This window comes from Roseovarius sp. MMSF_3281 (genome assembly GCF_030733685.1).
GTDB lineage: Bacteria > Pseudomonadota > Alphaproteobacteria > Rhodobacterales > Rhodobacteraceae > Roseovarius.
Map to the genome: position 1 here is coordinate 1 of NZ_JASHIM010000011.1, position 13,225 is coordinate 13,225.

The following is a 13,225-nucleotide window of genomic DNA, read 5'->3' on the forward strand; positions in this document are numbered from 1 at the left end:
CGACAGCGATCCGAGACATGAAACCAAGACGCGACGAGGATAAAAATGGCTGAACTTCCGCAAAAGGCCCGCGTGGTCATCATCGGTGGTGGTGTGGTGGGCTGCTCGGTGGCCTATCACCTGGCCAAGCTGGGCTGGACAGATGTCGTCTTGCTGGAGCGCAAGCAGTTGACCAGCGGCACTACATGGCATGCCGCAGGGCTGATTGCGCAGCTTCGGGCGACGGCGAATATGACCAAGCTCGCCAAATATTCGCAAGAGCTTTACGGCAACCTGGAAGAGGAAACCGGCGTTGCCACGGGATTCAAGCGGGTGGGGTCGATCACCGTGGCCCTGACCGAGGAACGCCGCGAGGAGATCTACCGTCAAGCCGCCATGGCCCGCGCCTTTGGCGTGGATGTCGAGGAAATCAGCCCGGCAGAGGTGCAGGCCAAGTATCCGCATCTCAATATCGAAGGCGTCAAAGGCGCGGTTTACCTCGACAAGGACGGGCAGGGCGACCCGGCCAATATCGCGCTTGCCTTGGCCAAGGGCGCGCGGCAGCGGGGCGCGGTCATCAAAGAACGTGTGAAAGTGGCCGGAGTGGCGCGCAGCGGCCAACGGATCACCGGCCTCGATTGGCAGGCCGAGGATGGGGCCGAGGGTCATATCGAGGCCGAGATGGTGGTCAATTGCGCGGGCATGTGGGGCCACGAGGTGGGCCGGATGCTGGGCACCAATGTGCCGCTTCAGGCCTGTGAGCATTTCTACATTGTCTCGGAACCTATCGAGGGGTTGAGCCAGCTTCCGGTCCTGCGGGTGCCGGATGAATGTGCCTATTACAAGGAAGATGCGGGCAAGATGATGCTGGGCGCGTTCGAGCCCAATTCCAAACCATGGGGGATGCATGGCATCCCCGAGGATTTCGAATTTGACCAACTGCCCGAGGATTTCGACCACTTTGAGCCGATCCTTGAATGGGCGGTGAACCGGATGCCGATGCTGGGCGAGGCGGGGATTCACACGTTCTTTAACGGGCCGGAAAGTTTCACGCCCGACGATGCCTATCACCTTGGGCGTTGCCCCGAGATGGAGAATGTCTGGGTCGCGGCCGGGTTCAACTCCATCGGTATCCAAAGCGCGGGCGGCGCGGGCATGGCGCTGGCGCAATGGATGGAGGATGGCGCGAAACCTTTCGATCTGGGCGATGTGGATATTGCCCGGATGCAGCCCTTCCAAGGCAACAAGCGGTATTTGGTGGATCGGTCGACTGAGACCTTGGGGTTGCTTTATGCCGACCACTACCCCTACCGGCAAAAGGCCACGGCGCGCGGTGTGCGGCGCACGCCGTTCCATGCGCAGCTTCTGGAGCAGGGCGCGGTCATGGGCGAGATGGCCGGGTGGGAGCGGGCCAACTGGTTCGCCAAGCCGGGGCAGGAACGGGAATACCAGTATAGCTGGAAACGGCAGAATTGGTTTGAGAATGCCGCGTCCGAGCATGCCGCGATCCGGGGCCGGGTGGGCATGTATGATATGTCGAGTTTCGGCAAATTGCGGGTTGAGGGGCCGGAGGCCGAAGGATTCCTCAACCATGTTTGCGGCGCGGATATGAGCGTGCCGGTGGGCAAGATCGTCTATACCCAGTTCCTGAACGAGCGTGGCGGGATCGAGGCGGATGTCACCGTCGCCCGCCTGTCGGAAACCGCCTATCTGGTGGTCACGCCTGCGGCGACGCGGCTGGCCGATGAAACATGGCTGCGCCGCCATCTGGGCGAACGCATGGTGGTGATCACCGATGTGACGGCGGGCGAGGGGGTTCTGGCTGTCATGGGTCCGCGCGCGCGAGAGGTGATGCAGGCCGTGTCGCCCAATGATTTCAGCAATGCCGCGCACCCCTTTGGGCAGGCCCGCCAGATCGAGATCGGTATGGGCCTCGCGCGGGCGCATCGGGTGTCTTACGTGGGTGAGCTTGGCTGGGAAATCTATGTGAGCGCCGATATGTGCGGCCATGTTTTCGAGACATTGATGGAGGCCGGGCAGGCGCATGACCTGAAACTTTGCGGGATGCATGTGATGGATAGCTGCCGGATCGAAAAAGGCTTTCGGCATTTCGGCCATGACATCACCTGCGAGGATCATGTTCTGGAAGCGGGGCTTGGCTTTGCCGTGTCGAAGACCAAACCCGATTTCATTGGCCGCGCGGCGGTAGAGCGCAAGCGCGACGAGGGATTGCGCCATCGCATGGTGCAATTCCGGCTGAGCGACCCCGAGCCGATGCTGTATCACAATGAGCCGATCCTCAGGGACGGGCAAATCGTGGGTTACCTGAGTTCAGGCAACTACGGGCATCATTTGGGTGGGGCCATCGGGCTTGGCTACGTGCCGTGCGAGGGCGAGAGTGCGGCGGATGTTCTGACCTCGAGCTATGAGATCGACGTGGCGGGCACGCGCGTGGCGGCAGAAGCAAGCCTGAAGCCGATGTATGACCCGGCATCCGAACGGATGCGCGGCTAATCCCCCTCGCAATCGGTGCCTGTTCGGGCTATGGCCCGGGGCAACGGATTGGGAGTGTGATGATGGACGATGAGGTTCTGGCGCGTATTTCGGCCTCGCCTGCGCGGCGCGTCTTGGGCGTTGTGTCGATGGGTGGGCTTGGGTTGATCCTGGTCTATGTGGCCATGGCCCGCCCGCCCGAGCATTTTGGCTGGCAGATGGTCCTGATCGTGTTCGGTGCCGCTTCGCTTTACCTGGCCAACCGGATGCGCCTTGCCACGGCGGCGGTTCTGGAGCTTACGCGCGAGGAATTGCGTAGCACCGATGGCACCGTGATCGCGCGGGTCGAAGAGATCGAGCATCTGGACCGAGGTTTTTTCGCCTTCAAGCCGTCGAACGGTTTTTTGATGAGGCTGAGCGTCAGGAAAAAGGCCCGTTGGGAACCGGGCCTTTGGTGGTGCCTTGGGCGGCGCGTGGGGATCGGCGGCGTGACGCCGGGGTCACAGTCGAAGGCAATGGCCGAAATCCTTGCCGCCTTGATGCATCAGCGACAAGGATAGCACATCCTTCATACGGCATCTTCGCAATCGCCCGCTTCGAGGGCCGACTTGTAGTCGACTTTGGGCACAAAGCGGGGTGAAATGAAAATACGTGTTTCCATGTCGATCGAGTTGCCCATTCCAACCCGGAAGTAAGGTTTGTAGGTCGAGAAGGTTTCGACAAGGATTATCTGCTGCCCCGATGACAGGGCGGGCAGGATTTCATCCCCGTTGGCAAGTTCGCCCGAAGGTAAACTTTCAAGGTCGCCATCGCCGCGCAGGAATGACCACTTAACCTCGTACTTGTCATTGCTTCCGTCATATTCGACGACGGTAAACCGGATCTGGTTCGCACCTCTGTCGCGCAACATGTCATTGTAAAGGACGAAAGTTTTATCAAGGTAGTTCCTGGTGATCTGGCACCCTTCGCGCGAGATCATGTCGGCGACGGTATAGGTCGCCTTTTCACGTACGGCTTTGTACCTGTGGACCTCGTAAAATTCGAAACTGGCCATCGTCACCCAGAAGAGCAACGGCAAGGCGATCATGCTTTCCACAACGACCGCGCCGTGCATATCCTTGCGCAGTCGGCGCAGCAGGGTTTTAAAGCGCTGAATCAACATCTTACCGGGGCTCCTGCACGAAGGCTGTCATGGCGACGATGCTGGCATCGCCGCTGGAATCCAACTCGAGCTGTTCGCCCATGAAGGCGTTGTTCCAGAACGGATCGAATTTATAGCACGCCCGCAGAACCATCAGCTCGTTTGCGCCGCCGGATTGGAACATCACGGGATGGGTTTCCTCGGCCCGGTCCGTGCAATCCACATCATCGCCCAGCGAGCTGTATTCGCGAATGCTCTTTCTGCGCATTTCCAACCGGAGCATGCTGTCGCACTCCCTTAGCAGACCGGCATTGGCGCAGACCTTTTCCTTGATTTCATCGTGTGTCCATTCGGCCCCCGTGGTCAGGCGAATCTCACGCACCGTCATATCAAGGCCGCGCGACAAAAGCGTACTGCGCAAGGTGATGAACCCCAGTTCGATGGAGAATAGCAGGAACGACAGGAACAAGGGCACGACAAGTACGAACTCCAGCTTCACAGAGCCCGACGTGTCACGCCGGAACCGGCGGAGCAATGCATTGAAACGCTGTGTCATTGGGTCAACTTGAGTGAAAGGACATTCGCCGCGATCGAGCCGAAGGTCTGACTGATGTTGAGCTTGGTCGAGTTATAGTGATTGGCCGAGATGGTAGCACATTTCTCGAGTTCCTCCGAGGCGCTGTCTTCTTCGCCCAATTCGAAGGCGATGGTGTAGATTCGCACGCGCTCTTTATTCGCGGCGTCGCAGACATCGACCATGCGCGCGTTCTTTTCGTCGCTGGTCAGGCGGTTTCTGGATCGAGAATTGTACTGATCGTATGCGCCCCAATCGCCGGTGATATCGGCGTATTCATAGGGTGTCATCAAGCCCCAGGCTTCCTCCCACGAGAAGCGCTCGTAGAATTTGTCCCCTTCCTCTGCGTAGTTTTCTTCAACCTTATCAATGGTTTCCTCGGCCAGATCGAAGGTGTCTACGGCCACGTCGAAGTTTCCGGAAAGATCCGAAAGGATGCCAGTGTGTTCGGGCAGATCTTCGATCTTGTCATTGAATTCGGATGGAGTGAATTCTTCCCCGGTCGCGAAATCATCCTCGGGATCGAGCCTGAGATACCGGTTGCGCGTTGGCGAATAGAGATAGAAAGACGGTTCGGGCAAACCAGGACCGGCGCCTGAAACTTCCACCTCCTCATATTCGCAGGACCAGTACCAATAGCGCGAACACCGCCATTCCTGATCTGATGTATAACCATAGACATGGACGGCGCGGACGAACACCATTTCGGTTTCCGCGGCACGCGGTTCGTTCAGAAGATACAGGTTGGAATTAGGCCCACGGTAATCGTTGCTCGCATGGTTTTCGGGAACATCGGGGTCCAGAAGCCTGTTGGGGTCTTCCAAAACATAACTGTTCGAGTTGGCGCCGTCGCCCATGATGATCATGATCTTCATGGCACGTGAGCTATTGTAATCCTCGGGTATTGTCGTGAGGGCGCTATTGACCGTCATGTTGCGGGTGCCGGTCAAGACGCCGTTTTCATCGGTCAGCGGAATGGTCTGTGCGTTGGTTTTCAACGCGTTCCCTACCGAGCTAAACTTCGGATCCAAGAGAGCCGCACCCCATTTGACCCCCATTTCCGAGGATGTCCCCCCCGCCGGTGCCAGTGCGTCGATCTTGTCGTGCAGGTCGGCTTCATCGCTGGAGTAGGCAAGGATTTCGAAGCGCGGGTCGGCATAACACGATGCGTTATAGGCGCTTGAAGAACTATTAAGCACATTGCCTTCGCCCACCGTGCCGAAATCGGCGTTGTTCCAGCTTGAATAATCCACGGATGTATAGATGGTTTGCGCATAGGCGCGGTTGGGATCGATGTAGGCATCTTCGAAATCGTCTTCGTGGAACGTGAGACAACGCGAATAATGGTGCGTCGTGTTTGCGTTCAGGGCGTCGTAGAGCGCCTTTTGCGGTGCACTGTTGAAGCTGTAGGGCACGATCGAAATCGCGACATGACCGCCGGAATTATCGATGATCTGCGTCACGAATTCCTTGGCTGCGCTTTTGACGGCATCAAGACGCGATTCGTTCCATGAGCCCGAGGCCATGGAGCCGGACACGTCGATCACCAACGCGATCTCAAGCTGTTGAACGCCGGTCTGGGCCGTTGACAGGCCTGCGGCCTCGAGTTCTTTCACGCCCGAAAGGCGCATCAGGTGGGTATCGAGTGTTTGGTTGGCGGATGCAGTGACCTTGGACGTGGTTGCGGTAATCCGCACATCGCCTTCCTTGAAGGTGTTGAGATAGTCTTCCAGCCCTGCTTTCTTGAAGTGGTCCTTGACGAGGTTTTCCGCGGCTTCGCTGCGCCCGTCTTCGTCAAGTCCACTTGGATAAGGTGCCGAGGCCGCGGCCAGAACGGCAGCATCAAGATTGGCCTGCAACTTGGCGCGGTGCATTTCTTGGCGCATGACGTCGACCCCGATGCCGCCCATCATCAACATCAGCATCAAGATGAAGAACGTCATGATCGTCATGGCGCCATCTTCGTCGTGGCGCAAACGCTTGAGCGATTGCAGCGGTGACTGTACGACTTTGAACAACGCGTTGTTCGGTTTCATTTCATTCGTCAGCATTTGATACCTCTCAGGACGGACTAGCCCCAAAGCACGGAATTAACTGGCGATTTATTAACCGGACAGGTGGCGGAATTAGGGCCAAATTGGGAAAGAACGTGGCGGAAGGGCAACCATACGGTGACGATTGTTGAGAAGTCTGGTGATTGTCGAAGTGCCGGCCACAATCAGTTTCGTTTCAGTAAAAATTCGTGGCTTTGCCCGCTGTGGGTGGACAAAATTGTCGCATGCTTTAACGATACTGGAACGTAACCATTGCGACCAGAACTGGCGACAAGACCAGCCAATACCCGGGAGACCAACATGACAAAGACCAAGGAACCGACTTTTCGTGAAAGCGTGGATCTGATGTTCAACCGCGCGGTTTCGCTGATGGATCTGCCGCCGGGGCTGGAGGAAAAGATCCGGGTTTGCAATGCTACCTACACCGTGCGTTTCGGCGTGCGCCTGCGCGGGCAGATTCATACGTTCACCGGCTATCGCAGTGTTCATTCGGAACATATGGAGCCTGTGAAGGGCGGGATACGGTATTCCACCGCGGTCAATCAGGACGAGGTCGAGGCCCTGGCCGCGCTGATGACTTACAAATGTGCCCTTGTGGAAGCGCCTTTCGGGGGCTCGAAGGGTGGGCTTTGTGTGGATCCGCGTGAATGGGATGAGCACGAACTTGAGCGTATCACCCGGCGGTTTGCCTATGAACTGGCCAAGCGCGACCTGATTCATCCCAGCCAGAACGTGCCTGCACCCGATATGGGCACCGGCGAGCGTGAGATGGCCTGGATCGCGGATCAATACCGGCGGATGAACACCACCGACATCAACGCGCGCGCCTGTGTGACGGGCAAGCCGGTGAACGCGGGCGGTATCCAGGGCCGGACCGAGGCCACGGGCCGGGGTGTGCAATACGCCCTGCGCGAATTCTTCCGCCACCCGGAAGATGTGAAAAAGGCCGGGTTGAGTGGCAAGCTCGACGGCAAGCGTGTCGTGGTTCAAGGGCTTGGTAACGTGGGCTTTCACGCCGCGAAGTTCCTGTCGGAAGAAGACGGGTGCAAGATCACGGCGATTATCGAACGTGACGGCGGCCTGATGGATGAGAATGGCCTTGATGTAGAGGACATTCGCAACTGGATCGTCAAGCACGGGGGCGTTGATGGCTATCCGTCGGGCAAGTATATCAAGGATGGCTCGAAATATCTTGAGCATGACTGCGACATCCTGATCCCGGCGGCGCTTGAAGGGGTGATCAATCTGGGCAATGCCGAGAATATCAAGGCGCCGTTGATCATCGAGGCCGCGAATGGCCCGGTGACGGCCGGGGCTGATGCCGTGTTGCGCGAGAAAGGGGCGGTGATTATCCCCGACATGTATGCCAACGCCGGGGGTGTGACCGTTTCTTATTTCGAATGGGTCAAGAACCTGAGCCATATCCGCTTTGGCCGGATGGGGCGCCGACAGGAGGAGGCGCGGCACGAATTGATCGTGAACGAACTGCACAAGCTGGATGAACATCTGGGCAGTTCTTGGTCCATGTCGCCCGACTTCAAGGAAAAGTACCTGCGCGGGGCCGATGAATTGGAACTTGTACGTTCGGGCCTCGATGACACGATGCGCACGGCCTATCAATCCATGCGCGAAGTCTGGCACGAGCGGGGCGATTGCGAAGACCTGCGTACCGCGGCCTATCTGGTGTCTATCGACAAGGTTGCCGCCAGCTATCGCGCCTTGGGGCTGTAACGCCCACGGGGTCGCCCGTAGACAAGAACCTGTCGAAAAACTTGGGGGGCGGTCGCGCCCCCCGTTGCTATTCCGGGGAAGGCTTGGTTCACTCCAGCCCGACCTATGAGGGAGATGTCGATGCGCTTTTCCGGTTTGCGCGTTCTGAAAGAGGGGCTTACAGGCAACAAGGGCTGGCAGGCGCATTGGCGCGATGCGACGCCCAAGGATGCCTATGACGTGGTGATCATCGGTGGCGGCGGGCATGGCCTTTCGACCGCCTATTACCTTGCCAAGGAGCATGGCATCACCAATGTCGCGGTGCTTGAAAAGGGGTATCTTGGCGGCGGCAACGTGGGGCGGAACACGACCATCGTGCGGGCCAATTACTTCCTGCCGGGAAACTCGGAATTCTACAGTCATTCGCTGAAACTGTGGGAAGGTCTGGAAGAAGACCTGAACTATAACGTCATGCATTCGCAACGCGGGCAGATCGGATTGTTCCACTCGGATGCACAGCGGGATGCGGCGATCCGGCGGGGCAATGCCATTCGTAACCAAGGGGACGATGCCGAACTGCTCAGCGTGGCGGACCTCAAGCGGATGCTGCCTTATCTGGACTATGACCAAGCGCGATTTCCCATCTACGGGGGCTTGTTGCAGCGTCGCGCCGGCACGGCGCGGCACGATGCCGTCGCCTGGGGATATGCCCGGGGGGCGAGCGAGCGGGGCGTGGACCTGATCCAGAACTGCGAAGTCACCGGCATTGATATCGAGGGTGGTGTCGTGAAGGGCGTGGAGACCACGCGCGGGGCGATCAAGGCCAAGAAGGTGGCGATCATCGTTGCGGGCCGGTCCAGCCAAGTGGCGCAGATGGCGGGCATGCGCCTGCCGATCGAAAGCCATGTCTTGCAGGCCTTCGTGACCGAGGGGTTGAAGCCCTGTATCGACCATGTGGTCAGCTTCGGGATGGGGCATTTCTATATCAGCCAGTCGGACAAGGGCGGGCTGGTGTTTGGCGGGGACCTGGATTTCTATGCCTCCTACGCTGCGCGCGGCAACCTGCCGATGGTTGAGCATGTGATGGAGGCGGGGATGACCCTGATGCCCGCCATCGGCAAGGCCAAGGTCTTGCGCAGTTGGGGCGGGATCATGGACATGACGCCCGATGGGTCGCCCATCATCGACAAGACCGGGGTCGAGGGCCTCTATCTGGATGCGGGCTGGTGCTATGGTGGGTTCAAGGCGGTGCCGGGATCGGGGTTCAGCATGGCGCATCTGGTGGCCACGGACCGGCATCACGACCCGGCGGCGCGCTTTCGTCTGGACCGGTTCCGCACGGGCCGGGGCCTGATGGACGAAGAAGGCACCGGCATGCAGCACAACCTGCATTGAGGCGCGACATGGGTATTTGCACAAAGCGGATGAGTTGGGAGAGCGCGGCATGAGGATCACCTGCCCCTATTGCGGAGAGCGCGACCGGCGCGAGTTTTATTATCAGGGCGATGCTGTCGCTTTGGATCGGCCCGACCCCGAGGCTGGTGAGGCGGCATGGGATGACTACATCCACAACCGTGACAACCCGGCGGGTGTGACCCGTGATCTTTGGTATCACGAAACCGGCTGTGGCGCTTGGGTGGTCGTGACCCGCAATACCGTCACGCATGAGATTTTGAGTTGTGAGTTGGCGCGTGGCGCCAAGGAGGCGGGCGCATGAGACTTGCAGGAGATGGTCAGATCGACCGCAGCCGCCCGATCAAGTTTCGGTTCGACGGGGTGGAATACGAGGGGCTAAAGGGCGATACGCTGGCCTCGGCGCTTTTGGCCAATGACCGGCGGATGGTGGCGCGGTCGTTCAAATATCACCGCCCGCGCGGGATCATGACGGCAGGCAGCGAGGAGCCCAATGCCCTTGTCACCCTTGGCCTTGGTCCGGCGCAGGACCCGAACGTGCGGGCGACCACGGTGGAACTTTTCGAGGGCCTGATGGCCCGGCCGCAGAACTGTTGGCCTTCGCTTGGGTTTGATCTGCTGTCGTTGAATGACCTTGCCGCGCCATTCCTTGGCGCGGGGTTTTATTACAAGACCTTCATGTGGCCCAAGGCGGCTTGGGAAAAGCTGTATGAGCCTATCATCCGCCGCGCGGCGGGGCTTGGGGCCTTGTCGATGGAGGCCAATACCGACCGCTATGAAAAGGCCTTTGCCCATTGTGACTTGCTGGTGATCGGTGCGGGGCCTGCGGGGCTGATGGCGGCATTGGCGGCGGGGCGTGCGGGCGCGGACGTGATCCTTTGCGATGAGGATATGCGCACCGGCGGGCGGCTCAATGCCGAACGCCTTGAAGTGGGGGGCCAAAGTGGTGCGGATTGGGCCGAGGCCGTGACCGACGAGTTGCAAGCGATGCCCAATGTGCGGGTGATGACCCGGACCACGGTCACGGGGGCCTACGACCAAGGCACCTATGGCGCGCTTGAGCGGCTGGCCCCGGATGTGGCCATGCGCCCCGGTGCGCCGCGCGACTGTTTCTGGCGCATCGTGGCCGAACGTGCAGTTCTGGCGGCGGGGGCCTTGGAGCGGCCCGTTGCCTTTGCCAACAACGACCGTCCGGGCGTGATGATGGCGGGCGCGGTGCGATCTTATGTCAACCGCTGGCGGGTCAGCCCGGGGCGCAGCGTGGCGGTTTTCGGCAACAACGACAGCGCGCATCGCACCGCCGCCGACCTGATCGCGGCAGGTGTGCATGTGAGTGCCTTGATCGACAGTCGACAGGATGCGCAATGCGATCTGGATGTGCCGTTCTATGCGGGCCGCGAGGTGAGCGCGGTACATGGCGGTCGAGGCGTTGAGGCGATCTCGATCAGTTCGATCAGCGGGGTCGAGAAAATCCAGACCGATACGCTGGCGGTGTCCGGTGGCTGGAATCCATCGGTGCACCTGACCTGTCACATGAACGGGCGGCCCGCTTGGAACAAGCAAATCGCGGCCTTCGTTCCGCAAGACGGGGCCATTCCGGGCATGGTGACCGCCGGGGCCTGTCGCGGGGATTTTTCGACCCGCGCCTGCCTTGAAGGCGGAATGGCCGCGGCGCGTGAGGTGTTGCAGGATTTGGGCCATGCGGTGCCGGATATTGACCTGCCGCGCGCCGAGGATAGCACCTATGACATCACGCCGCTTTGGGCGGTGCCGGGCAAGGGGCGCGCGTGGCTGGATTTCCAGAACGATGTGACGGTGAAGGACGTCAAACAGGCCGCGACCGAGAACTTCCAAAGCGTGGAGCATATGAAGCGCTATACCACGCAGGGCATGGCACCCGATCAGGGCAAAAACTCCAACATCGGGGCCTTGGCGGTGCTGGCCGATGCCACGGGGCGGGGTATTCCCGAAACGGGCACGACCACCTATCGCCCGCCCTTCGTGCCGGTGCCGATCGCGGCCTTGGGCGCGGGCGGGCAGGGCAAAGGCTTTGCGCCTGAACGCTTCACCACCTCGCATAAGGCCAGCGTCGCGCGCGGGGCACCGATGATCGAAGCGGGGCTGTGGTTCCGGCCCAGTTACTTCCCGAAGAAGGGCGAGACCCACTGGCGGCAATCCTGTGACCGCGAGGTGTGCATGGTGCGCGAGGCCGTGGGCGTGGCCGATGTTTCGACCCTTGGCAAGATCGATATTCAGGGGCCGGATGCCGGGGCGTTTCTGGATTTCGTCTATACCAACATGTTCTCGACCCTGAAGGTGGGGCGGGTGCGTTATGGCCTGATGCTGCGCGAGGATGGCCATGTGATGGACGATGGCACAACGGCGCGCTTGGGTGAAAACCACTATCTTATGACCACCACCACGGCGGCGGCAGGACAAGTGATGCGACATCTGGAGTTCGTGCATCAGGCCCTACGCCCTGATCTGGACGTGCGTTTTACCTCGGTCACCGAACAATGGGCGCAGTTCGCCGTTGCCGGGCCGAAGGCGCGCGAGGTTCTAAACGGGTTGCTGGACGCGCCGCTGAGCGATGAGGCGTGGCCCTTCATGTCCTGCGGACCTGTCACCCTGGCCGGGGTCGAGGGGCGGCTATTCCGTATCTCCTTTTCGGGCGAGCATGGTTATGAAATCGCCGTGCCGTCGCGCTATGGCGATGCCCTTTTCCGTGCTTTGGTCAGCCGCGCCGAGGGCCTGGGCGGCGGACCTTATGGGATGGAGGCGCTGAACGTCTTGCGGCTTGAAAAAGGGTTCATCACCCATGCCGAAATACATGGCCGGGTGACGGCCTTTGACATCGGCATGGAGCGGATGGTGAGCGCCAAGAAGGATTGCATCGGGAAGACCGCCGCCGCGCGTGAGGGGCTGAATGGCCCCGAGCGCGAGCAGCTTGTCGGCCTGCGTCCGGCGGGCGAGGTCAAGATGCTGGTCGCCGGCGCGCATTTGTTCAACGCCGATGACGCGGCGGTGCGGGTGAATGATCAGGGATATGTCACCTCGGTCGGCTATTCGCCGGTTCTGGAGACGAATATCGGCCTTGGCTTCCTGCGCAATGGCCGGGCGCGGCATGGTGAGGTGATCCGCATGGTGGATCATCTGAATGGCGTCGAGACCCTGTGCGAGGTCTGCGGCCCGGTGCAGTTCGATCCAGAGGGAGGGCGGATGCGTGGTTGAGTTGAAAGCAAGAACGCCTTGCGAGGGATTGCTGCCGCTTGAGGTAGGTGCCCTGCGGCTGAGTGAGGCCGAGGCCGGACCGATGACCTCGGTCGCGGCCTTCCAAGGGCAGGACGCGACATTGTCGACCGAGATGAAGGCGGCGCATGGGGTGACCTTGCCGGAACCGAACTCTGTAACCGAGAGCGGAAATGCGCGCGCCATCTGGTTCGGGCCGCGCATGGCGCTTTTGACAGGTACGGCGGCCGACCCGGGCCTTGCCAGCCATGCCGCATTGACCGATCAATCGGATGCTTGGGCCGTTGTGCGATTGCAAGGCGACGGGGCTGCCGATGTCTTGGCACGTTTGACGCCCATTGATCTGCGCCCCGGCGTTTTTGACCCCGGAGCAACAGCAAGAACCGAGCTTCAGCATATGCAGGCCTCGGTCACTTGTCTGGAGGAGGGCAATTATCAGATCATGGTGTTCCGCGCCTTTGCCGAAACGCTTGTCCATGACCTCAAAACCGCGATGCAGGCCGTGGCCGCAAGGCAAGGCTGAGGGGAGAGCGGGGGCGCATTTCCCCGGCCACCCCCCTTTCATTCCACGCCTCGGGCATTAGATTGCCAAACGACACACAAGATATGACG

At 60.2% G+C, this 13,225-nt stretch carries 10 protein-coding genes; 7 read left to right on the forward strand and 3 right to left on the reverse strand.

Features of this window, described 5'->3' with window-relative positions:
• The first annotated feature begins 45 nt into the window (after positions 1–45).
• Together RBB32_RS11740 and RBB32_RS11745 are read left to right on the forward strand one after the other, a co-directional pair.
• Positions 46–2,493, forward strand: coding sequence for an FAD-dependent oxidoreductase (locus tag RBB32_RS11740; protein ID WP_306152903.1), 2,448 nt, complete (start codon positions 46–48; stop codon positions 2,491–2,493).
• A 62-nt stretch (positions 2,494–2,555) separates the two neighbouring features.
• Positions 2,556–3,032, forward strand: coding sequence for a hypothetical protein (locus RBB32_RS11745; RefSeq protein WP_306152904.1), 477 nt, complete (start codon positions 2,556–2,558; stop codon positions 3,030–3,032).
• Between the two features lie 8 nt (positions 3,033–3,040).
• Here RBB32_RS11745 and RBB32_RS11750 read toward each other — a convergent pair whose 3' ends face one another.
• The 3 genes from RBB32_RS11750 to RBB32_RS11760 are packed head-to-tail and all read right to left on the reverse strand — an operon-like array spanning position 3,041 to position 6,238.
• Positions 3,041–3,634, reverse strand: coding sequence for a TadE/TadG family type IV pilus assembly protein (locus RBB32_RS11750; RefSeq protein WP_306152905.1), 594 nt, complete (start codon positions 3,632–3,634; stop codon positions 3,041–3,043).
• Between the two features lies 1 nt (position 3,635).
• On the reverse strand, positions 3,636–4,169 hold the full coding sequence (locus tag RBB32_RS11755; protein WP_306152906.1) for a TadE/TadG family type IV pilus assembly protein: 534 nt from the start codon (positions 4,167–4,169) through the stop codon (positions 3,636–3,638).
• On the reverse strand, positions 4,166–6,238 hold the full coding sequence (locus tag RBB32_RS11760) for a TadE/TadG family type IV pilus assembly protein (protein ID WP_306152907.1): 2,073 nt from the start codon (positions 6,236–6,238) through the stop codon (positions 4,166–4,168). The genes RBB32_RS11755 and RBB32_RS11760 overlap by 4 nt, the downstream gene beginning before the upstream one ends.
• A 303-nt stretch (positions 6,239–6,541) precedes the next feature.
• On the opposite strand from RBB32_RS11760, the gene RBB32_RS11765 reads away from it, so the two are divergent.
• From RBB32_RS11765 to RBB32_RS11785, 5 genes are all read left to right on the forward strand, one after another.
• Positions 6,542–7,972 (forward strand): Glu/Leu/Phe/Val dehydrogenase, encoded by a 1,431-nt coding sequence (locus RBB32_RS11765; protein ID WP_306152908.1) that lies wholly within the window; start codon positions 6,542–6,544, stop codon positions 7,970–7,972.
• A gap of 120 nt (positions 7,973–8,092) precedes the next feature.
• The gene (locus RBB32_RS11770) at positions 8,093–9,346 is read left to right on the forward strand and encodes a sarcosine oxidase subunit beta family protein (RefSeq protein WP_306152909.1); all 1,254 of its coding nucleotides are present in this window, start codon (positions 8,093–8,095) and stop codon (positions 9,344–9,346) included.
• Between the two features lie 49 nt (positions 9,347–9,395).
• Positions 9,396–9,668: a sarcosine oxidase subunit delta gene (locus RBB32_RS11775; RefSeq protein ID WP_306152910.1), complete on the forward strand. Its 273-nt coding sequence runs from the start codon at positions 9,396–9,398 to the stop codon at positions 9,666–9,668.
• Positions 9,665–12,595 (forward strand): sarcosine oxidase subunit alpha family protein, encoded by a 2,931-nt coding sequence (locus RBB32_RS11780; RefSeq protein ID WP_306152911.1) that lies wholly within the window; start codon positions 9,665–9,667, stop codon positions 12,593–12,595. The genes RBB32_RS11775 and RBB32_RS11780 overlap by 4 nt, the downstream gene beginning before the upstream one ends.
• On the forward strand, positions 12,588–13,136 hold the full coding sequence (locus RBB32_RS11785) for a sarcosine oxidase subunit gamma (RefSeq protein ID WP_306152912.1): 549 nt from the start codon (positions 12,588–12,590) through the stop codon (positions 13,134–13,136). The genes RBB32_RS11780 and RBB32_RS11785 overlap by 8 nt, the downstream gene beginning before the upstream one ends.
• The last annotated feature ends 89 nt before the right edge of the window (positions 13,137–13,225 follow it).

Bases quoted from the DNA above. Each gene is read 5' to 3' on its own strand.
- RBB32_RS11775 (WP_306152910.1), top strand. From the start codon at position 9,396: ATGAGGATCACCTGCCCCTATTGCGGAGAGCGCGACCGGCGCGAGTTT.
- RBB32_RS11765 (WP_306152908.1), top strand. From the start codon at position 6,542: ATGACAAAGACCAAGGAACCGACTTTTCGTGAAAGCGTGGATCTGATG.
- RBB32_RS11740 (WP_306152903.1), top strand. From the start codon at position 46: ATGGCTGAACTTCCGCAAAAGGCCCGCGTGGTCATCATCGGTGGTGGT.
- RBB32_RS11755 (WP_306152906.1), bottom strand. From the start codon at position 4,169: ATGACACAGCGTTTCAATGCATTGCTCCGCCGGTTCCGGCGTGACACG.
- RBB32_RS11745 (WP_306152904.1), top strand. From the start codon at position 2,556: ATGGACGATGAGGTTCTGGCGCGTATTTCGGCCTCGCCTGCGCGGCGC.
- RBB32_RS11760 (WP_306152907.1), bottom strand. From the start codon at position 6,238: ATGCTGACGAATGAAATGAAACCGAACAACGCGTTGTTCAAAGTCGTA.
- RBB32_RS11780 (WP_306152911.1), top strand. From the start codon at position 9,665: ATGAGACTTGCAGGAGATGGTCAGATCGACCGCAGCCGCCCGATCAAG.
- RBB32_RS11770 (WP_306152909.1), top strand. From the start codon at position 8,093: ATGCGCTTTTCCGGTTTGCGCGTTCTGAAAGAGGGGCTTACAGGCAAC.
- RBB32_RS11750 (WP_306152905.1), bottom strand. From the start codon at position 3,634: ATGTTGATTCAGCGCTTTAAAACCCTGCTGCGCCGACTGCGCAAGGAT.